General features: G+C 37.7%; 21 protein-coding genes and 1 pseudogene. 16 read left to right on the top strand and 6 right to left on the bottom strand.

Annotated features, from left to right (window positions below; translation table 11 throughout):
• Positions 1–187: 187 nt before the first annotated feature.
• The 3 genes from FZ949_RS03325 to FZ949_RS03315 are packed head-to-tail and all read right to left on the bottom strand — an operon-like array spanning position 188 to position 2,768.
• Positions 188–1,543, bottom strand: coding sequence for a cation:dicarboxylate symporter family transporter (locus FZ949_RS03325; protein ID WP_103580428.1), 1,356 nt, complete (start codon positions 1,541–1,543; stop codon positions 188–190).
• Between the two features lie 11 nt (positions 1,544–1,554).
• Positions 1,555–2,049 carry a peptidylprolyl isomerase gene (locus tag FZ949_RS03320; RefSeq protein WP_103580429.1) on the bottom strand — a complete coding sequence of 165 codons (495 nt, stop codon included), beginning with the start codon at positions 2,047–2,049 and terminating at the stop codon, positions 1,555–1,557.
• 11 nt (positions 2,050–2,060) lie between these two features.
• Complete coding sequence (locus FZ949_RS03315) at positions 2,061–2,768, bottom strand: YebC/PmpR family DNA-binding transcriptional regulator (protein ID WP_021090734.1); 708 nt, start codon at positions 2,766–2,768, stop codon at positions 2,061–2,063.
• Between the two features lie 151 nt (positions 2,769–2,919).
• On the opposite strand from FZ949_RS03315, the gene FZ949_RS03310 reads away from it, so the two are divergent.
• Genes FZ949_RS03310 through FZ949_RS03295 form a run of 4 tightly spaced genes read left to right on the top strand, consistent with a single transcriptional unit; the run spans position 2,920 to position 6,395 of the window.
• Complete coding sequence (locus FZ949_RS03310; protein WP_103580430.1) at positions 2,920–3,474, top strand: GNAT family N-acetyltransferase; 555 nt, start codon at positions 2,920–2,922, stop codon at positions 3,472–3,474.
• Positions 3,471–3,674: a heavy-metal-associated domain-containing protein gene (locus FZ949_RS03305; RefSeq protein ID WP_103580431.1), complete on the top strand. Its 204-nt coding sequence runs from the start codon at positions 3,471–3,473 to the stop codon at positions 3,672–3,674. Before FZ949_RS03310 ends, FZ949_RS03305 begins: the two co-directional genes overlap by 4 nt.
• Position 3,675: 1 nt before the next feature.
• Entirely contained in the window at positions 3,676–5,853 is a 2,178-nt protein-coding gene (locus FZ949_RS03300; protein WP_103580432.1) for a heavy metal translocating P-type ATPase, read from the top strand.
• Between the two features lie 2 nt (positions 5,854–5,855).
• Complete coding sequence (locus FZ949_RS03295) at positions 5,856–6,395, top strand: oxidoreductase (RefSeq protein ID WP_103580433.1); 540 nt, start codon at positions 5,856–5,858, stop codon at positions 6,393–6,395.
• 2 nt (positions 6,396–6,397) lie between these two features.
• On the opposite strand, the gene FZ949_RS03290 is transcribed toward FZ949_RS03295, so the two are convergent.
• Positions 6,398–6,787 (bottom strand): hypothetical protein, encoded by a 390-nt coding sequence (locus FZ949_RS03290; protein WP_103580434.1) that lies wholly within the window; start codon positions 6,785–6,787, stop codon positions 6,398–6,400.
• Between the two features lie 205 nt (positions 6,788–6,992).
• On the opposite strand from FZ949_RS03290, the gene argH reads away from it, so the two are divergent.
• From argH to FZ949_RS09740, 3 genes and pseudogenes are all read left to right on the top strand, one after another.
• The gene (argH, locus tag FZ949_RS03285; RefSeq protein ID WP_103580435.1) at positions 6,993–8,390 is read left to right on the top strand and encodes an argininosuccinate lyase; all 1,398 of its coding nucleotides are present in this window, start codon (positions 6,993–6,995) and stop codon (positions 8,388–8,390) included.
• Between the two features lie 461 nt (positions 8,391–8,851).
• Positions 8,852–9,130, top strand: a pseudogene (locus FZ949_RS09745) (methyl-accepting chemotaxis protein); the annotation flags it as partial.
• An 84-nt stretch (positions 9,131–9,214) separates the two neighbouring features.
• Positions 9,215–9,523 (top strand): CZB domain-containing protein, encoded by a 309-nt coding sequence (locus tag FZ949_RS09740; protein ID WP_410369058.1) that lies wholly within the window; start codon positions 9,215–9,217, stop codon positions 9,521–9,523.
• Positions 9,524–9,568: 45 nt separating this feature from the next.
• Here FZ949_RS09740 and FZ949_RS03275 read toward each other — a convergent pair whose 3' ends face one another.
• Positions 9,569–9,922 carry a histidine triad nucleotide-binding protein gene (locus FZ949_RS03275; RefSeq protein ID WP_021091047.1) on the bottom strand — a complete coding sequence of 118 codons (354 nt, stop codon included), beginning with the start codon at positions 9,920–9,922 and terminating at the stop codon, positions 9,569–9,571.
• Positions 9,923–10,040: 118 nt separating this feature from the next.
• Here FZ949_RS03275 and pheS point away from each other — a divergent pair, with 118 nt between their 5' ends.
• The 8 genes from pheS (at position 10,041) to efp (ending at position 19,862) form a co-directional block, all read left to right on the top strand.
• A complete protein-coding gene (gene pheS / locus FZ949_RS03270; RefSeq protein ID WP_103580437.1) occupies positions 10,041–11,036 on the top strand; it encodes a phenylalanine--tRNA ligase subunit alpha in 996 nt (331 codons plus the stop codon).
• A complete protein-coding gene (gene pheT, locus FZ949_RS03265) occupies positions 11,033–13,369 on the top strand; it encodes a phenylalanine--tRNA ligase subunit beta (protein WP_148790136.1) in 2,337 nt (778 codons plus the stop codon). The genes pheS and pheT overlap by 4 nt, the downstream gene beginning before the upstream one ends.
• Entirely contained in the window at positions 13,366–14,643 is a 1,278-nt protein-coding gene (gene aroA / locus FZ949_RS03260; protein ID WP_148790135.1) for a 3-phosphoshikimate 1-carboxyvinyltransferase, read from the top strand. The genes pheT and aroA overlap by 4 nt, the downstream gene beginning before the upstream one ends.
• Positions 14,633–15,457: a 4-hydroxy-3-methylbut-2-enyl diphosphate reductase gene (locus tag FZ949_RS03255; protein WP_103580440.1), complete on the top strand. Its 825-nt coding sequence runs from the start codon at positions 14,633–14,635 to the stop codon at positions 15,455–15,457. Before aroA ends, FZ949_RS03255 begins: the two co-directional genes overlap by 11 nt.
• An 80-nt stretch (positions 15,458–15,537) precedes the next feature.
• A complete protein-coding gene (locus FZ949_RS03250) occupies positions 15,538–17,214 on the top strand; it encodes a 30S ribosomal protein S1 (RefSeq protein ID WP_103580441.1) in 1,677 nt (558 codons plus the stop codon).
• Between the two features lie 5 nt (positions 17,215–17,219).
• Entirely contained in the window at positions 17,220–17,702 is a 483-nt protein-coding gene (locus tag FZ949_RS03245) for a hypothetical protein (RefSeq protein ID WP_103580442.1), read from the top strand.
• Complete coding sequence (gene serA / locus FZ949_RS03240; protein ID WP_234401464.1) at positions 17,696–19,276, top strand: phosphoglycerate dehydrogenase; 1,581 nt, start codon at positions 17,696–17,698, stop codon at positions 19,274–19,276. Before FZ949_RS03245 ends, serA begins: the two co-directional genes overlap by 7 nt.
• 19 nt (positions 19,277–19,295) lie before the next feature.
• The gene (gene efp, locus FZ949_RS03235; RefSeq protein ID WP_021090997.1) at positions 19,296–19,862 is read left to right on the top strand and encodes an elongation factor P; all 567 of its coding nucleotides are present in this window, start codon (positions 19,296–19,298) and stop codon (positions 19,860–19,862) included.
• 343 nt (positions 19,863–20,205) lie between these two features.
• Here the strand turns inward: efp and FZ949_RS03230 are convergent, their stop codons facing one another.
• A complete protein-coding gene (locus FZ949_RS03230; RefSeq protein ID WP_255349566.1) occupies positions 20,206–20,463 on the bottom strand; it encodes a SelT/SelW/SelH family (seleno)protein in 258 nt (85 codons plus the stop codon).
• An 84-nt stretch (positions 20,464–20,547) separates the two neighbouring features.
• On the opposite strand from FZ949_RS03230, the gene FZ949_RS03225 reads away from it, so the two are divergent.
• Positions 20,548–21,080: DJ-1 family glyoxalase III (locus tag FZ949_RS03225; RefSeq protein ID WP_148790144.1), on the top strand; the 533-nt coding region annotated here is incomplete at its 3' end.

The raw sequence follows: 21,080 nt of genomic DNA, 5'->3' as shown, positions 1-21,080 counted from the left end.
TGCTAATAAAATTTTTCCTATTACACTTACCTCCTAGTTTTTCTTTTTGTGCTTGAACTAGTTATCAAATATTGTTTATTGTGTTGCTTTCTAAAAATTTTTATAGGTTTGAGGAGGAGATATATCACATTAAATTTAGAATAAAAAATAATAAGGGCAAAGTTGCCCTTATAGTTATAAAGTTATATTATGAGTGAAAGTGAAATTCCTCCGGATGATCTAGTGCGTATCTAAATTTATCCATATCGACTTTTTTATCCCAGATAGAAACTATCATGCAACCAACAGCGTTACCGCAGAGATTACCAACTGCACGCATCTCTGACATAAATTTATCGACGCCAAGTAGCACAGCTACGGTGACTACTGGTATGCCAGTGCTCGGAAGTGCGCTTAATGTGCCAGCAAGGACGACAAAGCCCGATCCTGTCACGCCAACAGCGCCTTTACTTGTGATCATTAGCACGATTAAAATGCTTATTAGATGCTCAAAACTTAGCGGTATACTAAATGCTTGAGCTAAGAAAATAACGCTTAGGCTTAGATAGATGTTTGTGCAGTCAAGGTTAAATGAGTAGCCGGTTGGGATGATAAGGCCAACAGCGCCTCTATTTATACCAGCCGATTCTAGCTTTTGCATAAGTGGCGCAAGAGCTGTTTCGCTCGAGCTTGTCGCAAAGACTACCAATACCTCTTTTGAGATAAAGCGCATAAATTTAAAGACATTGATTTTTGCAAAATAGCAAATAACGCCAAGTACCACAAAGATAAAAAAGCAGCTCGCAAGTGCCATAACAACCAAAAGCTCCATCATGCCAAGAAGCGTTCCGATACCAAATTTGCCGATTAGATAAGCCATAGCCGAAAATGCAGCCACCGGGCTAAAGAGCATAAGCCAACTAAGAAGTTTTAAGACATAGTGCTGAATAAATTCAAGTGGCTTTAGGCAAGCTTGTTTTTTATCATGAGCTAGCAGTGAAAGTACGATGGCAACGATAATAGCCATGAAAAGTACTTGAAGTGTGTTTGATTTTATAAATGGATCAAGTATATGCACGTAAGGAAAAATGTCATCTACTGGCACAGCACCTCTTAAAAGATGAAGTGTATGTGCTACAAACCCACTATTTGCGTCCATATTTGCAGCTTGAGATGTAAATTTAGCCACACTTGAGGCATCAAGCTGAGTGTAGTCAAGATTCATACCATGTCCTGGACGAAGCGTCTCACCAAAGATGATACCAACAGCAAGCGCAAGTGTGCTAACTATCTCAAAATAGATAAATGCCTTTAATCCAATAGAACCAAGATCTTTTAAACTCTCAAGCCCAACGATGCCTGAAACGATCGTTAAAAAGATAATAGGGCCAATTAAAATTTTAAGTGCTTTTATAAAATAATCAATGCCTGGTTTGCTTGCTATACCAAGCTCAGGTGCGACCATGCCAACGATAACGCCACCAACAATACCGATCACAACCCAAAAGGCAAGATTGGTAAATAATCTTACAGCAAGATTTCCTTGCTTTTTAGTATTATTCATAAATTTCCCCTTTATAGGCTTTCTCTAATCTTAGCAGAGATGATCTTATCGCCTTGTCTTATAGCGTCAAGCACCTTTAGGCTCTCTTCATCAACGCATTTTCCAAAGACTGTATGCACGCCATCAAGATGAGGCTGTTTGCTATGACAGATGAAAAACTGTGATCCGCCAGTATCGCGACCTGCATGAGCCATGCTAAGGCTACCGCGCTCGTGCTTTACCCCTTGCTTATCGCATTCACACTTTATCCTCCAGCCAGGACCGCCTGTACCCGTGCCATTTGGACAACCGCCTTGGATGACAAAATTTGGTATAACTCTGTGAAAATTTAGGCCATTATAAAAGCCTGTTTTTATCAAATGGACAAAATTTGCAACAGCTTGCGGTGCATCCTCGGCAAAAAGTTCAAGTCTAATCTCGCCTTTGTCTGTCTCTAGAACTGCAAATTTATCTTTTTTAAGCTCATCTAAATTTATGTCATAAACTTTTAATTCATCAAAACGCATGTATTTCCTTTTTATTCGATATTTGTATAAACTGCTTGAACGTCATCATCGTCTTCTAGCTTATCAAGAAGCCTCTCAACCTCAAGCATTTGCTCTTCGCTTAGATTCACGGTTTGATTTGGTAAGTATTGAAGTGAAGCTTTTTTAACTACTAAATTTAGCTTTTCGATACCTTCATGAAGTGTACCAAAATTTGCATAATCGCCATAAACAAATAGTGTCTCATCGTCAGCCTCGATATCGCTTAGACCATAATCTATCAGCTCAAGCTCGATCTCTTCGATATCTGCGCTTGGTTTTTCAAGCTCAAAAACGCTCTTTCTTGTAAACATAAAGCTAAGGCTACCACTTGGCAAAATTTCTCCACCATTTTTGCTAAATATCGCCTTGACGTTTGCGACCGTTCTTGTTGGGTTGTCAGTCGCACACTCGACGATAATCTGTACACCGTGAGCTGCTTTGCCATCATAAAAAATAGTCTTAATATCGGCGCTATCTTTGCCATTTGCTCTTTTTATAGCTGCATCGATGTTATCTTTTGGCATATTTTCAGCTTTTGCCGCTGCGATAGCTGCACGAAGTTTAGGGTTCATATCTGGATCACAACCACCATCTTTTGCGGCTACTGTTATAGCTTTTGCAAGTTTTGGAAATACCTTGCTCATCTTATCCCATCTAGCTTCTTTTGCCGCTCTTCGGTACTCAAATGCTCGTCCCATAAATATCCTTAAATAAATTTTTTACGGATTATAACTAAAAAAATTTTATACTTTTTTAAAACATTTTTAGTTTGCTAGCCAAAGCGCCTAACTTTGTAAATTTAAAAAAAATATTTGGTAAAAATTTAAGCTAAAGGCATATAATCATGCCATGATAAAAAATGCTCAAAAACAAGATGCAAAAAGCTGCATAAAGCTACTAAATCTAGCAATGGAGGATATTGCCTACAAGCTAAGTGGCTACGATGATCCTATTAAAAGTGATGAAATTTTAGAAATTTTTTTCAAAAGTGAGACAAATAGACTAAGCTATAAAAATGTCTTTGTTTATAAACATAACGACGAAATTATCGCTGCTATGTGTGCTTACTTTGGTGGCGATGTAGCAATGCTTGATAGAGAAATTTCACAGCATTTAATGGCTCTTGGCAAAGATGACAAGGTAGAAAAAGAGTGTTTTGACGATGAGTTTTATATAGATAGTATCGCTGTTGATGAAAATTTTAGAGGCCAAGGGCTTGCAAAAGAGCTCATAAGGCATTCGTTTGTCAAGGCAAAAGAGCTAGGGCATAAAAAGGTTTCATTAATAGTAGATACAAATAAGCCAAAAGTTCGTAAATTTTACGAGAGTTTGGGCTTTAAATTTAATGTCAAGAAAATTGTAAATTTACATGAATACGACCATATGATAAAGGAGATAATATGAAAACATTTGAAGCAAACAATATCCACTGCCAAAACTGCGCAAACACTATAAAAAACGCACTTGAAGATGACTTTGGCAAGATAGAAGTTGATCTTAGCAAAGAGCCAAGACAAGTTAGTCTTGATATAAAAGATGGCGATGTAGAGAAATTTAAATCAGAAATGGCTGATCTTGGATTTGACGTTATAAAGGAGCTTTGATATGCCTTTAAAAGTCAAGCTAAATATAGCGGGAATGAGCTGCGTAAATTGCTCAAACGCTATCGAGAAAGTTTCTAAAAAGATAGATGGGGTGCTTGAAGCAAATGTAAATTTTGCAAATGCAAGCGGCGAATTTGTCCTAAAAGACGCTAGCGTGCGTGAAGTTTTAGAGCAAAAGATAAAGAAGCTTGGCTATTTTGTGGCGACAAATATTGATGAATTTGAAGCCAAAAGAGACGAGCATATAACTGCGATCAGAAATAAATTTATATTTGCATTTCTAGCGAGCATGGTCATCATGGCGCTTGAGATGTTTGTAAGGCCTAGCGTGGTTGTAAATTTAGCCATTTTAACGCTTGGCTTTTTGGTGCTAGCTTTTAGTGGCAAAGACTTCTTTGCTCACGCCATAGAGGCTGTTAAAAACAAAAACTACGATATGAACGTGCTTGTAGCTCTTGGAAGCGGCAGTGCATTTTTATACTCGCTTTTTGTTGTGATCTTTTCAGATTTCATCCCAGATGATCTAAAAAATGTCTATGTCTCGGGCGCAGCGATGATAATAGCCTTTGTTTTGCTAGGTAAGTATCTTGAAGAGCGCTCAAAGGCAAAGGCAGGCGACTACCTAAAGACGCTACTTAAAATTTCGCCAAAGACCGCCTTTTTGGTCATGCCAGATGGACATAGTAAAGAGGTAAATGTAAATGAGCTAAAAGTAGGCGACATCGTCATCGTAAAAAATGGCTACAACATTCCAAGTGATGGCGTGATAGTTCAAGGTGGCGCTGAGATAGATGCTTCTATGCTTACAGGAGAGAGCTTGCCAGTTTATAAAGAGGTGGGAGATGGCGTATTTGCCGGCACTCTAAACACAAATGGCTACATAAGCGTCAAGGTGACAAAGAGCTCTTACGAGAGCTTGCTATCTCAAATTTTAAACCTACTAAGCGACGCTAGCTCTAAAAAGATGCCTATCGGACGGCTGGCTGACAAGATAGCAAACATCTTTGTGCCAAGTGTCGTGGCGATCTCAGTTCTTACATTTTTAATATGGATAATTTTTAGTGGAAATTTCGCCTATGCGATCTCTAGCGCGATCTGCGTTTTAATAATCTCATGTCCATGCGCTCTTGGACTTGCTACGCCAATAGCAATAGTAAGCGCGCTTGCACGTGGTGCAAAAGCTGGAATTTTAGTAAAAAATCCAGAAGTTTTAGAGCTAATAAAAGATGCTAAATTCGTAGCATTTGACAAAACAGGCACACTTAGTAAAGGACAAATCAGCGTCAAAAGCTCAAATTTAAGCGAGCAAGATTTAGCTCTTATCGCTTCTGCTGAAAATTTAAGTGAGCATCTCATCTCAAAAGCTATCGTTAGATATGCAAAGCAAAAATGTATAGATTTACAAAAGCTAAATGGAAAATTTCAAAATGTTGTCGGGCAAGGCATCATCTATGAGGATGAGAATAATCAGATAATAATCGGAAACGAAAAGCTGCTTTTGGCAAATGAAGTAAGTTTAAATCCGGATGAAAGTAACGCTATAAAAGAGGCTACAAACGATGGAAGCGGCGTCATACTTTGTACTATAAATAAAAAATTTGTTGGTTTTTTAACGCTTAGTGATGAGCTAAAAGACGAGGCAAGCGATGTTATAAACGAGCTTACAAGTCTAAATTTACAAAGTGTGATCCTTTCAGGCGATGATGAGAAAGTAGTTGCAAGCATCGCTAAGAAGCTAAATGTGAGTAAATATCACGCAAATATGCTGCCTGAAGATAAATTTAATGAGATAAAAGAGCTTACAAATCATGGTGGCGTTATCTTTGTTGGAGATGGCGTAAACGACTCACCATCACTTAAAGAAGCAAGTGTTGGTATCGCTATGAACTCGGGCTCAGATATAGCAAAAGGTGCTGGAGATATCGTGCTTATTAAAAATGATTTGCGTGGCGTGAGCGGGCTTGTAAAGCTTGCAAATGCGACTATTGCTAACATAAAAGAGAATTTGTTTTGGGCATTTATGTATAACGCCATTTGCATACCAGTGGCTGCTGGTGTGCTCTATCCGGTGTTTGGACTGCTTCTAAGTCCAGTTTATGGCTCGATGGCGATGTGCTTAAGCTCGGTTACTGTCGTGCTAAATGCGCTTAGACTTAGATATTTGCAACTTAAGGATTAAATTTGAGACTTGGAGAGCTTTATAGCGTCGTAGCGGCTGCACTTGCTACGAATTTTAATGGTATCTTGGGTGTCTCATCTTTTATGCGTATCAAAAAGACAAATGCGTGGATAACACAGACAAAGAGCGAAGCAAATAAAAAAGGCAATGAGCTTTATACCAAATTTATCAAAGATGAAAGTAGTGCTGCTTTATGTGACGATTTTGTCATTTTAAAGTCAAAATTTGAGGCAAGTTACTATTTTTCTTCTGCAAAAGATGATCTAGCTCAATTTTATAAGGCTATAAATTTTCAGCCAAAAATGGGTGAGATTGATAGCATCTCAAATCAGCTCATTTTGATAGCAAATATCTTAAAAAAAGAGGCGACAAAAGAGTCTATGCAGCTTCTTGCTGCTTTTAGCCTCTCGTTTTTCTTACCTTATGCCGAGCTTCTCGCAAAAGAGCTCGAGCAAAACGCAGCTAGCAGCTTTTATAAGTCGATGGGATACTTTTTAGAGGATTTTTGTTTGGTTTTAAAAACTATTATCGGTAAGGCTTAGTCTCAAGCCTGTACCATTTCTGTCATCTGAGTTTTAATACTTAAAATGTTATTCTGAATGTTTGATTGTTCTAAATTTAGATGATGAAGCATTTGCATAGAATCACGATCTTTCAGGTGTTGGATGCTTGAAATTTGATGTGAAATATCTAGCTTTTGATCTTGTAATTTTTCTAAGTCTTTTTGTAACTGTGTGGCACTCGCCTTATTAATAATTATAGGGGAAATTTTAGCATCTTCTCTTTGTTCTACATGTACTTCATTGCTTCTAACAATATTTTTCTTATCATAGCCAGAAGATACTAACATGCTTGTTTTTGAGCTATTTGAAGAGATAGATGTATAGCCATCATGATAGAAAATGTTTGAGTTCATATTCGCATCTATTTGCATATCATCTTTCCTCTTATAGATTATTTTTATTTTAAACTATATTCAATAGAAAATTAAAATAGTTTTTAAAAAGGTATATTTTGAATTATATTTCTATATCCTTAAAGATAAATTATATTTATAACTTTTTTGCAACTTTATAGTTAAAATACCCAGTTAAGTGCTATTTTGTTAAAATCACGCAAAACTAATTAAAGGCAAAGCTATGAAAGAAGAGAAAAACGCACACAAAAAGATGTGGGAGGGTAGATTTAGCGAGGCTAGCTCGAAGTTACTTGAGGAATTTAATGCCTCTATAAATTTTGATAAAAATCTTTTTGAAGAAGATATCGCCGGGAGTAAGGCTCACGCAAAGATGCTTGGAATTTGTGGAATTTTGAAAAAAGATGAGTCAGAGGCGATCATAAAGGGGCTTGATGAGGTTTTATCTGAGATAAGAGCTGGTAAATTTGAGTTTAAGCTAGAAGATGAAGATATACACATGGCAGTTGAGAAACGCCTTAGCCAGATCATCGGCGCCGAGCTTGGAGGCAGACTGCACACAGCTAGAAGTAGAAATGACCAAGTTGCGCTTGATTTTAAATTTTACGTTTTGAAGAAAAATTTAGAAATTTCTTCATGTATAAAAGAGCTCATTGTCACGCTTACAAATTTGGCAAAAAACCACAAAGATACGCTAATGCCAGGCTACACACATCTTCAGCACGCTCAGCCAGTAAGTCTTAGCTATCACTTGCTAGCATATGCATTTATGTTTAAAAGAGATTTCGAGCGTTTTGTTAGCTCATATGAGCGAAACAACTTTAGTCCGCTTGGCTCAGCAGCCCTTGCAGGCACTCCTCATAAGATAGATAGGAGCATTGTTGCAAACGAGCTTGGCTTTGCAGGTTGCACGCAAAATGCGATGGATAGCGTGAGTGACCGTGATTTTGCGCTGGAAATTTTATTTAACATTAGCGTTTTTATGACGCACGCTTCTAGGCTTTGCGAGGAGCTCATACTTTGGAGCTCGCAAGAATTTGGCTTTGTAAGCATTAGCGATGCTTATAGCACAGGAAGTTCCATTATGCCTCAAAAGAAAAATCCAGACGTCGCTGAGCTCATACGCGGTAAAACTGGGCGCGTAAATGGAAATTTGGTAGCGCTACTAACTACGATGAAAGGTCTGCCACTTGCTTATAATAAAGATATGCAAGAAGATAAAGAGGGTGTGTTTGACAGCGTCTCAACCATTTTAAGCTCGGCTACTATCCTAAACGAGATGATAAAAACAGCTAAATTTAATGAAAAAAACATGCTAAAAGCGACAAAAACTGGGCATCTAAGTGCCACTGATTTGGCGGATTATTTAGTACGTGAAAAAAATATTCCATTTAGAACGGCACATTTTATCACAGGCAAGGCTGTTGCAAAGGCTGAAAGCTTGGGACTTGATTTAAGTGAATTAAACGAAGAGCAGCTAAAAAGTGTGGATGAAAATTTAGATGCAAATGCTATTAAATTTTTAGATCTTCACGCTTCAAAAGAGGCACGTTGTTCGCAGGGCGGCACGGCAAATAAAAGCGTTGATGAGCAGATAGAAATTTTAGATTACTGGCTCTAAGAAAAAAGAGTTATAATTACGCAAAATCTACAAATTTTAAAGGATGAAAAATGTTTTTTGATGGCAAGAATAAAGAGCTTTCTAGTAAAAATGAAGCTTTACAAAGAGAAAATGAAGCTTTAAAGGCTGAAATTTTAGCACTTAAAAATGAGCTAAAAAATGCCAAAACTTGCGAGCCAAAAGAGCAAGCTAAGGATAAGCAAGAGGCTGTAAATTTGCTGCTTACTAGCTATCAAGATGGTATAAATTTCTTGCAATTAACAATGGAAGAAAACCTAAAAATGCTTGAAAGTATAAATGGACTAAATGAAAAGACTTTCAAAGAGACAGGCGAACTCAAGTCGCAAACGGCTGAAATTTTAAACTCGATCGAGCAAGTAAGCCAGATGAGTAATGACCTTTCAAATGACGCTTCTTCGCTTGATGGAAGCGTAAATTCTATTGTTGAGATTATAAATCTAATTAAAGACATCTCAGATCAGACAAATTTGCTAGCTCTAAATGCTGCTATCGAGGCGGCCCGTGCTGGTGAGCATGGACGAGGTTTTGCTGTCGTGGCAGATGAGGTTAGAAAGCTAGCTGAGCGCACTCAAAAAGCGACACTTGAAGTAGAAGTAAATATAAATGGCCTTAAGCAAAGTGCGAATACGATGATCGAAATGAGTGAGAATTTCTCAAAAATTTCTGCAAATGCTATGAAAATTTTAGGTGGATTTGAAGGAAACATCTCAAGCGTAAATGCAAATACGCAAAATATCCTAAATCAGGCTCTAAATGTTACAAATGAAGTCTATGTAAGTAATGGAAAAATAGATCATATAAATATGAAGCTAAATGGGTATAGAGGCGTGCTTTTAAATGAGTTTAATAAAATTCAAGATGTTCATGAGTGTAGATTTGGCAAATGGTATGAAAAAGATGTGAAAAATACTCTTGTAAAAGATGCCAAAATTCTCTCAAGTATCGCAGCTCATCATGAAAATGTTCATCATGGACTAGAAAAAGCGATGGTTATTTTTGCTGATAAAGACAAAGGAAATCTACCTGGCGTTGAAATATTAAAAGATGTTGAGAACTCAAGTAAAGTAGGTTTTGAAGAGTTACTTGAAGCTATAAAGGCTGCCAGAAAATAGAATAAAATTTTAGACTCAGGCTTTGAGTCTAAAATTTATAAGTTATTAAAATGTGCTTTGTGGATCAGCTACGCCTTCGCTCCAGCCAAGCTTCGCTCCGCCAAGCAGGTGAAAATGTAGATGCATAACTTCTTGACCACCGTTTTCACCGCAGTTTGTTATGAGGCGGTATCCGCTCTTATCAACGCCCATTAAGGTCGCTACTTCTTGGATAAATTTTGTCATCTCTCCCATTAAAACCGGATCCATCTCTTGGAAATTTTTATAGTGTTTTTTTGGGATGATTAGGATGTGGATCGGTGCTTTTGGGTTTATGTCGTTAAAAGCTAGAAATTTCTCGCTTTCAAGTACTTTGTTGCAAGGGATTTCACCAGCTACGATCTTTTCAAATATGGTCATTTTAGCTCCTTTGAAATTTTGCAAAATTATATCAAAGTGTGCTTAAATTTCGTGCTCTTTATCTTGATTTTAACTCTTTTTCTATAAAATCGACTCAAAAATTTATAAAGGCAAAAAATTGCAAGATTTCGTTAATAAAATCAAAAATGAAATTTCAACGCTTGACGATCTTGAGAAGGTCAGGGTAGAAATTTTTGGCAAAAAGGGCATCTTGGCGCAAGGTTTTGCAAAGCTAAAAGGGCTTAGCGAAGATGAGAAAAAGGAATTTGCAGCAAATTTAAACAAGCAAAGAGATGAGCTTGGTGCGCTAATAGAAGCTAAAAAGGCTGAGCTTAGCGAGCAAGAGATAGATAACAAGATGAAAAAAGAGGCCGCTGATATCACGCTATTTAATGAGCCTGTTGCCAGCGGAGCGCTGCACCCTGTGATGGCCACGATGGATAAGATAATTGAATATTTTTTAGCTCTAAATTTCTCGCTCGAGACCGGACCACTAATAGAAGATGATTTTCACAACTTTGAAGCGCTAAATTTACCAAAATACCACCCAGCACGGGATATGCAAGATACATTTTACCTAGATGATTTTAGGCTTTTAAGGACGCATACGAGTCCAGTTCAGGTGCGAACTATGCTAAATCAAAAGCCACCTATTCGCATGATAGCGCCTGGCACGGTCTTTAGACGTGATATGGATTTAACGCATACACCGATGTTTCACCAGGTTGAGGGCCTTGTTGTGGAAGATGCTGAGAAAGTTAGCTTTGCAAATTTAAAATCAATGCTTGAGGGCTTTTTAAAGCATATGTTTGGCGATGTTGAAGTGCGTTTTCGCCCTAGCTTCTTTCCATTTACGGAGCCTAGCGCAGAGGTTGATATCAGTTGTATATTCTGCCACGGCAAGGGCTGCAGAGTGTGCAAGCAGACTACTTGGCTTGAGGTACTTGGATGCGGAGTCGTTGATCCAAATGTATTTAAGGCGGTTGGCTATAAAAATGTAAGTGGATACGCCTTTGGCCTTGGCGTTGAGAGATTTGCGATGTTGCTTCATAGAGTGCCTGATCTAAGGTCGCTTTTTGAGGGAGATTTAAGATTGTTGGAGCAGTTTAAATGATAATTTCAAAGCATTGGTTAAACGAGTGGATCGACCTTAGCGAGGTTAGTGGCGAGACACTTTCAAAAACATTAAATTCTATCGGGTTAGAGGTTGATAGTTATAAAGAGATAAATTTACCAAAGAGTATTGTGGTTGGCTACATAAAAAGTAGAGAAAAGCACCCAGATGCCGATAAGCTAAGCGTTTGTCAAGTGGATGTTGGTGGAGAGACGCTTCAGATCGTGTGTGGGGCTAAAAACGTTGAAGCTGGCCAGTTTGTGCCAGTTGCACTTATTGGCACGACTATGCCAAATGGTCTTGAGATAAAAAAAGCAAAGCTAAGAGGTATCGAGTCAAGTGGCATGATCTGCTCTTCAAGTGAGCTGGGACTTCCAAAGGTGAATGATGGAATTTTACCACTTGATGAGAGCATCGGCAAGCTAAAACTTGGTACAAGCCTTAGTGAATTTGAGGTATTTAAAGATACGATAATCGAAGTTGATGTCACAGCAAACAGAGGCGATTGCCAAAATTTACATGGCATTGCAAGAGAAATTTGTGCAGCGCTTGATCTAAATATGAAAGATAGCCACAAAGACGATGAAAGCGAAAATTTACTAGGTATTGGCAGAATAGCTTCTGTGCGAGCAGAGGATAAAGTAAATGGGTCATTTTTGTATAAGGCTTTTGAGCTAAAAGAGGGACTATATGAAAATCTAATAACTCGCATGCGTCTAGCATTAATAGAGTGCCAAAAGACAAATTTAGTTGAGAGACTGCTTGAATACGCGACATTTTGCACGGGTGTTTTATTTAGGGCTTATGATCACGCTAAACTAGTAAGTGAAGGTGAAAAGGCTGTTTTTGATATAAAAAATGGTGAAAATGGCGAATGTGTCGTTTATTGCGGGGATAAAAATTTAGGCATTGCTGGAATTTACCAAAGTGACGTAGCAAGGGTAGATGAGAAGTCAAAAGTGATCCTAGTAGAAGCTAGCTACGTAAAGCCAGATATTGTTTCAAAAGCTATTTTTGAAAATAAAAATTTACCAAAGGGTGATCAAATTTATCGCTCAAGTCGTGGTAGCGAGCCAAATTTAGCTTATGGAGCGGATTATTTATTTAAAAGACTTGCTAATTTTAAAGATGCTCTAAATCTCTTTGCTGGCTCACAGCAGTCGCTTTTAAACACCGAGCCTATAACACTAAGTATCTCTCTTTTTGAGCTTAAAAATATGATCGGTCAAGATATAGCTAGAAATGATGTCGTTAAAATTTTAAAGAAACTTGGCTTTGAGGTCGCAGTAAATGTTGAGCAAGAAAGCTTTAACGTAAAAGTGCCGTTATTTCGCCACGATATAGTAAATTCTCACGATGTTTGCGAGGAGATCGTAAGGATAGTAGGCATAGACAATATCGCTTCAAAACCACTAAATTTCTCTGAGAAAAATAGGCTAAATAAGACATATTTTGATTATAAAAATGCTCTAAATTTAAGACACAGTGCTGCTGATAATGGATTTTTTGAGAGTGTGCATTATGTATTTGATAGCCAAGATGAGCTTAGTGAGCTAAATTTCAAGCCATGCAAAGTCAAGATATTAAATCCTATAAACAATGAGCTAAATACGCTTAGACCAACTCTTGTTAATCACCTCTTGAGCTCATGCGAGAAAAATATTAAAAATTCCAAGCGCTCAGTTAGACTGTTTGAACTCGGAGAAGTTTTTGATGAAGACGCAAGTCAAGGTCTAAATTTGGGTTTTGTTGTATCTGGGCTTTTAAAAGAGCCAACATTGATAAATGGAGCAAAAGGAGAGGAAGCAAATTTCTACGCTTTTGCTTCGATGGTGCAAAATGTCATAGGTAAATTTGAGCTTAAGCCTTGCTGCGGAATTTCATATCTTAGCCCTTATGAGCAGGCTCATATCTATCAAAATAATGAAAAGATAGGTTATATCGGTAGAGTCGATGCGAGAGTCGAAGCAAAGAGAGATCTGCCAAGAACTTATATCTGCGAGATAGATTTTGCCAAGCTCAAATTTGAGCCGATCTTAGCAGTGCCATACTCAAAATTTCAAAGCACTACAAGGGATCTTAGCCTCATCGTGCCTGAAAATTTCGAGGCTGGACGAATTTATGAGTGCATAAGAGGGCTAAAATTAAAAGAGCTAAAAGAGTTCTTGCCGGTTGATATCTATAAAGATGCGAAACTAAACGGCGCGATCAGCCTTAGCCTTAAATTTACATTCCAAGATATGGAAAAAACGCTCGAAGATGACGATATAAACGCGCTTATGGATAAAATTTTAAGCGAGCTAAAAGAGAAACTAAATATCGGAATAAGATGAGAATTTATCCATTAGAAAAAAGTCTAAATTTAACCATCGATGACATCGCAGCTGACAAGTCTATCTCGCATAGATGCGCGATGTTTTCGCTTTTAAGCGACAAACCATCTCGCGTTAGAAACTACCTAAGAGCAGGCGACACGCTAAATACCTTAAAAATAGTCGAGCTCCTTGGCGCAAAGATCGAAGATAACGGAGCTGAGATAACGATCACTCCGCCACAAAAGATAAAAGAGCCAAATGAAATTTTGGAGTGTGGCAACTCAGGCACAGCGATGAGACTTTTTATGGGACTGCTTGCCGCACAGGATGGCTTTTTCGTGCTAAGTGGCGATAAATACTTAAATTCTCGCCCGATGGCAAGGATAGCAAAGCCTCTAAATGAGATGGGTGCAAAGATAGATGGCGCAAACAACGCAAACAACGCTCCTCTTTGCATAAGAGGGACTAAATTTGAAAGATTTGATTTTGAGAGCAAGATCGCTTCAGCTCAGGTAAAAAGCGCGCTTTTGCTAGCGGCTCTTTACTCAAATGGCTGCAAATTTAGCGAGCCAGAGCTAAGCAGAGACCACACTGAGCGCATGCTTGCTGGCATGGGAGCTGATATAAAATGTGGCGACCTAGAGATCACTTTAGAGCCGATGAAAGCCCCACTTGCACCACTTGATATAGATGTGCCAAATGATCCAAGTTCTGCATTTTTCTTCGCGGTCGCAGCTTTAATCATCCCAAATTCGCATATCATTTTAAAAAATATCTTGCTAAATAAAACTCGCATCGAAGCTTACAGGATTTTAGAAAAAATGGGTGCTGAGATAAAATTTCACAAAACCTCAAGCAAATACGAAGATATCGGTGATATCGAGGTCAAGTACTCACCAAATTTAAAAGGTGTAGAGGTTAGCGAAAATATCTCGTGGCTCATCGACGAAGCTCCAGCTTTAGCCATCGCATTTGCCTGCGCCAAAGGTCAAAGCAAGCTAACAAATGCCAAGGAGCTTCGTGTAAAAGAGAGCGATAGGATAGCCGTCACGATAAATGCGTTAAAGCAGTGTGGTGTCGATGCTAGCGAGCTTGAAGATGGTTTTATCATAAATGGTTCAGAGGCTAAATTTGCCAAGATAGATAGCCATGGAGATCATAGGATCGCGATGAGCTTTACCATACTTGGACTAAAATGTGGCATGCAGATAGAAAAGAGCGAATTTATCGCCACATCGTTTCCAAATTTTGATGAAATTTTAAAGAAAATGGGAGCTAGAGTTGAAGATTGAGCTTGCTAGTAGTTATGGATTTTGCTTTGGTGTAAAAAGGGCGATAAAGATTGCTGAAAATGCAGGAGATGCTGCGACCATTGGGCCACTCATCCATAATAACGAAGAGATAAACAGGCTTGAGAAAAACTACAATGTGAAGACACTTGATGGTATAGGCGAGCTAAAAGATGAGAAAAAGGCGATCATCCGCACTCATGGCATCACTAAAAACGACCTCGCAGAGCTAAAAAAGACAGATATAAAAGTGATCGACGCAACTTGTCCATTTGTGACAAAGCCACAGCAAATTTGTGAAAAAATGAGCGAAGAGGGCTATGATGTGGTGATCTATGGCGACATGCACCATCCAGAGGTAAAAGGCGTGAAGTCATACGCCAAGGGTAATGTCTACGTCGTGCTTGATGAGAGCGAGCTGGAGGGCATTAAATTTAAGCAAAAGGTCGCACTTGTTAGCCAAACGACTAGAAAAGTCGAGAAATTTATGCAGATCGCAAACTACCTTATACTTCACGTAAAAGAGGTGCGTATTTTTAATACGATTTGCAACGCAACATTTGAAAACCAAGAGGCTGCTAAAAATTTGGCAAAAAGAGCTGATGTGATGATAATAATTGGTGGAAAAAATAGCTCAAATACAAAACAACTCTACCTAATATCTAAAAATTTCTGCGAAGATAGCTATCTCATTGAAAGCGAAGAAGAGCTTGAGGGATCATGGTTTTACGGCAAAAATTTGTGCGGCATAAGTGCGGGCGCTAGCACACCTGACTGGATCATACAAAAAGTTGTTGACAAAATCAAAAAAGTATAAAATTTATCCTAGCTAAAGCCACAATTAACTATAATAAGCCAATTTGCCTCTACTGGCATAATAAAATTTAAAGGATCAAGATGGCTGTGAACAAAAGTGTTCAATTAGGAAAAGCAAAAGACGAAGATATCGAAGATATTGATTTTGCTGCGATGTTAGAGGAGTCTTTTAAAAAGACTGAAGAAGATAGTGACGCAAAGATCGTCAGTATCAATGGCGATGAGGTTTTAATCGACGTTGGCAAGAAGTCAGAGGGCATTTTAAATGTTTCTGAAATCACTGATGTAAACGGCAACCTAACGCATAAAGTTGGCGATACGATCAAAGTTGTAATAACTGGATCAAGAAATGGAAGACCTATAGTGTCGCACAAAAAAGCACTTAGAAAAGAGAAAGTTAAAGCTTTCATCGAAGCTTACGATCCTGAAAATTCTGGCGAAATCGACGTAAAAGTAGTTGGAAAAAATAAAGGTGGCTTTATAACTCAAGATATAAATGGGGTGGAATTTTTCTTACCAAAAACTCACAGTGGCTTTAAAAATGCTGAAGGAGTAATTGGTAAAACATATAAAGTAAGAGTTATAAAAATTGATAAAGAAGAAAATAGCATAGTTGTCTCTAGAAAGAAAATTTTAGATGACGACCGCAAAAAGCGTAAAGAAGCTCTATCAAGCATAGTAGAAAATGATAGCGTTATAGAGGGTACAGTTAAAAAAATCACAACTTATGGTATGTTTGTTGATGTTGGCGGCGTGGACGGACTTGTTCACTACAGCGAGATAAGCTATAAAGGCCCAGTAAACCCTAGCTCACTATACAAAGAAGGTGATAAAGTTTTAGTTAAAGTTATCAGTTATGACAACGAAAAACGCCACTTGTCTCTATCTATCAAGGCAGCTACTCCAGATCCTTGGGAAGAGATCATAAATGATGGACTAGAGGTTGGTGATACTATCAAGGTTACGGTTAGCAATATTGAGCCTTACGGCGCATTTGTTGATCTTGGAAATGATATTGAAGGATTTTTGCATATATCTGAAATTTCATGGGACAAAAATATCAAAAATCCAAAAGATCACATCAATGAAGGTCAAGAGATTGATGTTGAGGTTATTGAGATAGATGCAAAAGGACACCGCCTAAGAGTAAGCCTTAAAAATTTACTTCCAAAGCCATTTGATGAGTTTAAGGCAAAACACAAAGAGGGTGACGTAGTAAAAGGCGTTGTGACAACTATCACAAATTTTGGTGCATTTGTTAGAGTGGGTTGCGTTGAAGGCTTGTTGCATAACGAAGACGCATCTTGGGATAGAAACGATAAATGCAAAGACATGTTTAAAGCTGGTGACGAGCTTGAAGTAAAAATCATCAAAATCGATAGCGCTGAACAAAAAGTTTCACTCAGCCTAAAAGATCTAAAACAAAGTCCAGTTCAAGCATTTGCTAATAAATTTAATGTAGGCGATATCGTAAAAGGAACAATTCGCGATATTAAAGACTTTGGCGTGTTTGTAGAGCTTGGTAATAATGTTGATGCGCTGATCCGCAAAGAAGATTTAGGTAGTGTAGATGTTAGTACACTTAAGATCGGCGATGAGATCGAAGCTGCTATCGCATTTATTGATGAGAAGAAAAATAGAATTCGCCTTAGCATACGCCGTTTAGCAAAACAAAAAGAGCGTGAAGCGTTAAATGAGATCAATGATAATGATGATAAAGTAACACTTGGCGATATCATAAAAGAACAATTACTTTAGTTTAAATGGGCAGACGCATACTTTTATTGGTAGTTGTCCTGCTATTTGTTATATTGGGTTTGGTTGGAATTTCTCTTGTTAAATTTGCAAGTGTAAATTTCAGTCAAATACCTGAAGAAAATATCACAAATGAGCAAAATTTAACCAAAAACACGACCAGTAATACCAACTGGATGAGTGAGCTAGCAACTATTAGAAAAAGAGATTATGTGCTGCCTGTAAATGAAATTTTTATAGAATACAACCGACCCAAAATAGAAAAACCAAAGATTACTGCATATGAGCTTTTGATAGATAAAAATGATATCTATTCAATGTTTTGTTTGATGCAGACTTTAAGAAAAAGCGAGGTCGATTTTACTGTTGTAAAAGACGGCGCCAAGAGCCAGATCTTTTTAAATACTCAAGACTCAAAGTTGCTTCAAAATATCATACTGCAGCTAAGAGTTTATGATATCCACTCAAGTGTGAGAGAGGTAAAATTATGAAAACTATCATTGTTTGCGATGCGATACATCCAGTAGGTTTTGAACTTTTAAAAAAAGAGCAAGATATAAACGTAATAGACGCAGTTAATACTCCCAAAGATGAACTTTTAAAAATTTTAGGCGAGGCTGATGTTGCTATAACAAGAAGCTCAACTGAAGTAAACGAGGCCTTTTTAAACGCTGGTAAAAAACTAAAAGCTATCGTTAGAGCTGGTGTTGGTGTAGATAATGTCGATATAGAAGGATGCTCAAGGCGTGGCATAATAGCTATGAACGTTCCAACTGCAAACACTATTGCCGCGGTCGAGCTGACAATGGCGCATATGCTAGCTTCAGCTAGATCTCTTGAATACGCTCACAACGATCTAAAACTAGATAGAATTTGGAAACGCGAGAAGTGGTATGGGGTTGAGCTTTTTAAGAAAAAGCTTGGCGTGATCGGCTTTGGAAATATTGGCTCAAGGGTAGCTATTCGTGCAAAAGCTTTTGGTATGGAGATCATCGCTTATGATCCGTATATTGATCCATCTAAAGTTATCGATATGGGCGGTACTTATACTAAAAATTTTGATGATATTTTAGCATGTGATTTTATCACGATCCATACGCCAAAAACTAAAGAAACAACCAATATGATCGGCGCCAAAGAGATCGCAAAAATGAAAGATGGCGTAAGACTTATAAACTGCGCTAGAGGTGGTCTTTATAACGAAGAAGCGCTTTATGAAGGACTAAAAAGTGGCAAGATAGCATTTGCTGGTATTGATGTTTTTACAAAAGAGCCAGCAACTGATCATCCACTTCTTGATCTAAGCAATGTAAGTGTCACCCCACACCTTGGAGCAAATACACTTGAGTCACAGCGAAATATCGCAGTAGAGGCAGTCGAACAAGCTATTTTAGCAGCTCGCGGTATAAGCTATCCAAATGCGTTAAATTTACCTATAAAAACAGAAGATCTACCGCCATTTGTTGAGCCTTATATCGATCTTACAAGCAAGATGGCATTTCTTGCTGCACAGATAAATAAAAGCGTTATCAAGGCCATTCGTATCGAGACTCACGGTCAGATTAGCGAATATGCAAATTCAATGCTAACTTTTGCAATCGTAGGAGCTTTAAAAGAGAGTCTTGGTGATGCGATAAATTATGTAAATGCTAAATTTTTATGTGATGAAAAAGGTATAGTGACCGAAACTAGCCTTGGTGGAGATAGCATTTTTAAAAATAAAATTACCGTTCGCTTAACTACTGAAAATGGTATTGTAACCGTTGGTGGAACGGTATTTGGTGAAAATCAGCAACGTATCGTAACGATAAATGGCTTTAAGACCGACTTTAAACCAAAAGGTAAGATGATCATCTTTAAAAATCATGACGTGCCAGGCGTTATCGCTCAAATCAGTAAAATTTTAGCTGATGAAAAGATCAATATCGCAGACTTCCGCCTTGGTAGAGATGATCACAATATGGCACTTGCTGTTATCTTGGTTGATGAACATATAAAAGCAGAAACGTTAGAGAGACTAAACGCACTTGAAGCTTGTGTTTGGGCTCAATACGCAGTTATATAAAATTTTGAAAGGATAAAAAATGGCTTCATATTCAATGGGCGATCTAAAAAAGGGACTAAAGATCGAGATCGATGGCGTTCCTTATAAAATCGTAGAATATCAACACGTTAAACCGGGCAAAGGTGCAGCTTTTGTTCGTGCAAAAATCAAATCTTTTATCGATGGAAAAGTGCTTGAAAAGACTTTTCATGCAGGCGATAAATGCGAGCAACCGCATCTTGAAGAAAAAGAGATGCAGTATCTTTATGATGATGGTGAATATTGTCAATTTATGGATACAGTTACTTATGAGCAAGTTGCTATAAGCGACGAGGATGTGGGTGATGTTAAAAAATGGATGATTGACGGCATGATGGTTGAAATTTTATTTCACAATGGCAATGCGATCGGCGTTGAAGTACCACAAGTAGTTGAGCTAAAGATAGTTGAGACTCCACCAAATTTCAAGGGCGATACACAAGGTGGTAAAAAGCCAGCTACTCTTGAGAGTGGTGCGGTTGTTCAGATACCATTTCACGTACTTGAGGGCGAGGTTATCCGTGTTGACACAGTTCGTGGCGAGTATATCGAGCGTGCAAATAAATAAAGCAGCTTAATCTTTCTTACTAAATTTACGTTTAGTAAGCCTAATTCTTAGCTAAAGCCACTATTTAAAAAGTATTGGCTTTAGCAAAAAACTTCATTTTATACATTGTAAAATTTCAAATAGTGTTAGCTTAGAATACACAAAATTTTTATATTTTATAAAAATCCAAATATAGTCAAACATCGGCTCGTAAAATCTTTAAGAATCAAAAAATATATAAAATAATGAAAATTCTTAGCGAGATAGGCTAACGCTTTAACTATAAAATTTTTATATTAGGATAGTAGAACCATAAGTCAAAAATAGGGAAAAACGAGACGGTTTCCCGTCTCGGTAGCTAGCATTAAGCCGACTTTTCTTTGAGATATTTGTTTATAAGAGTTGTGATCTCTTCACCGTGAGGAAATCTCGCTTCATCATTTCCGATGCGATCTTTCTTAGAAAATATAACATCTCCATCAACCTCGACGATGAAATTTCCACCATCACCTATAACCTTTTCGACTCTTGCATCACTAAAGTTCGCTTTTATTTCATCTTCTACACGAGAAGCTACCGGACGATAGTTTCAAGAGTTGCAGTAAATAATTTTTACTTGCATGCTCTGTCCTTTCTTGTGAAATAAGCCAATATTATATAAAATTTTACTTAACAAATAAAACATATTATTGTAAAGGATAAATTTATGAAAAAAGTTGCTGTGATTTTAGCTGATGGATTTGAGGAGATAGAAGCGCTAACTTCTGTTGATGTTTTACGTAGAGCTGGAGCGATAGCTTCTATTGTTGGGCTAAATGACGTAAACATCAAAGGATGTCACAATATATGCGTAAAAGCTGATGTGACACTTCGCGAGATGAAAGAGCTAGACTACGATGCGATCGTCCTTCCTGGCGGACTTCCAGGAGCTAGCAATCTAGCAAATGATACAAGGCTCAAAGCAATTTTGCAAAATTTTGATAAAAGCAATAAGCTTATTTGTGCCATTTGTGCTGCTCCTATGGTGCTTGAGAGTGCTGGTGTGCTAAAAGATCATTTTGTTTGTTATCCAGGATTTGAAGAAAATGTAAGAAGTGATAAAAGGGGTTATGATAACGGCAAGAGTGTATTGAAAGATCAAAATATTATTACAGCAAAAGGTCCTGCTTTTTCAATAGAATTTGCACTTTTTATAGTTAAAAATTTACTTGGCGATGAAGCGTATCTTAAAGTAGAGAA

The organism is Campylobacter concisus (genome assembly GCF_902460545.1).
GTDB classification, from domain to species: domain Bacteria; phylum Campylobacterota; class Campylobacteria; order Campylobacterales; family Campylobacteraceae; genus Campylobacter_A; species Campylobacter_A concisus_AE.
This window is presented reverse-complemented; position numbering and strand designations above follow the sequence as displayed.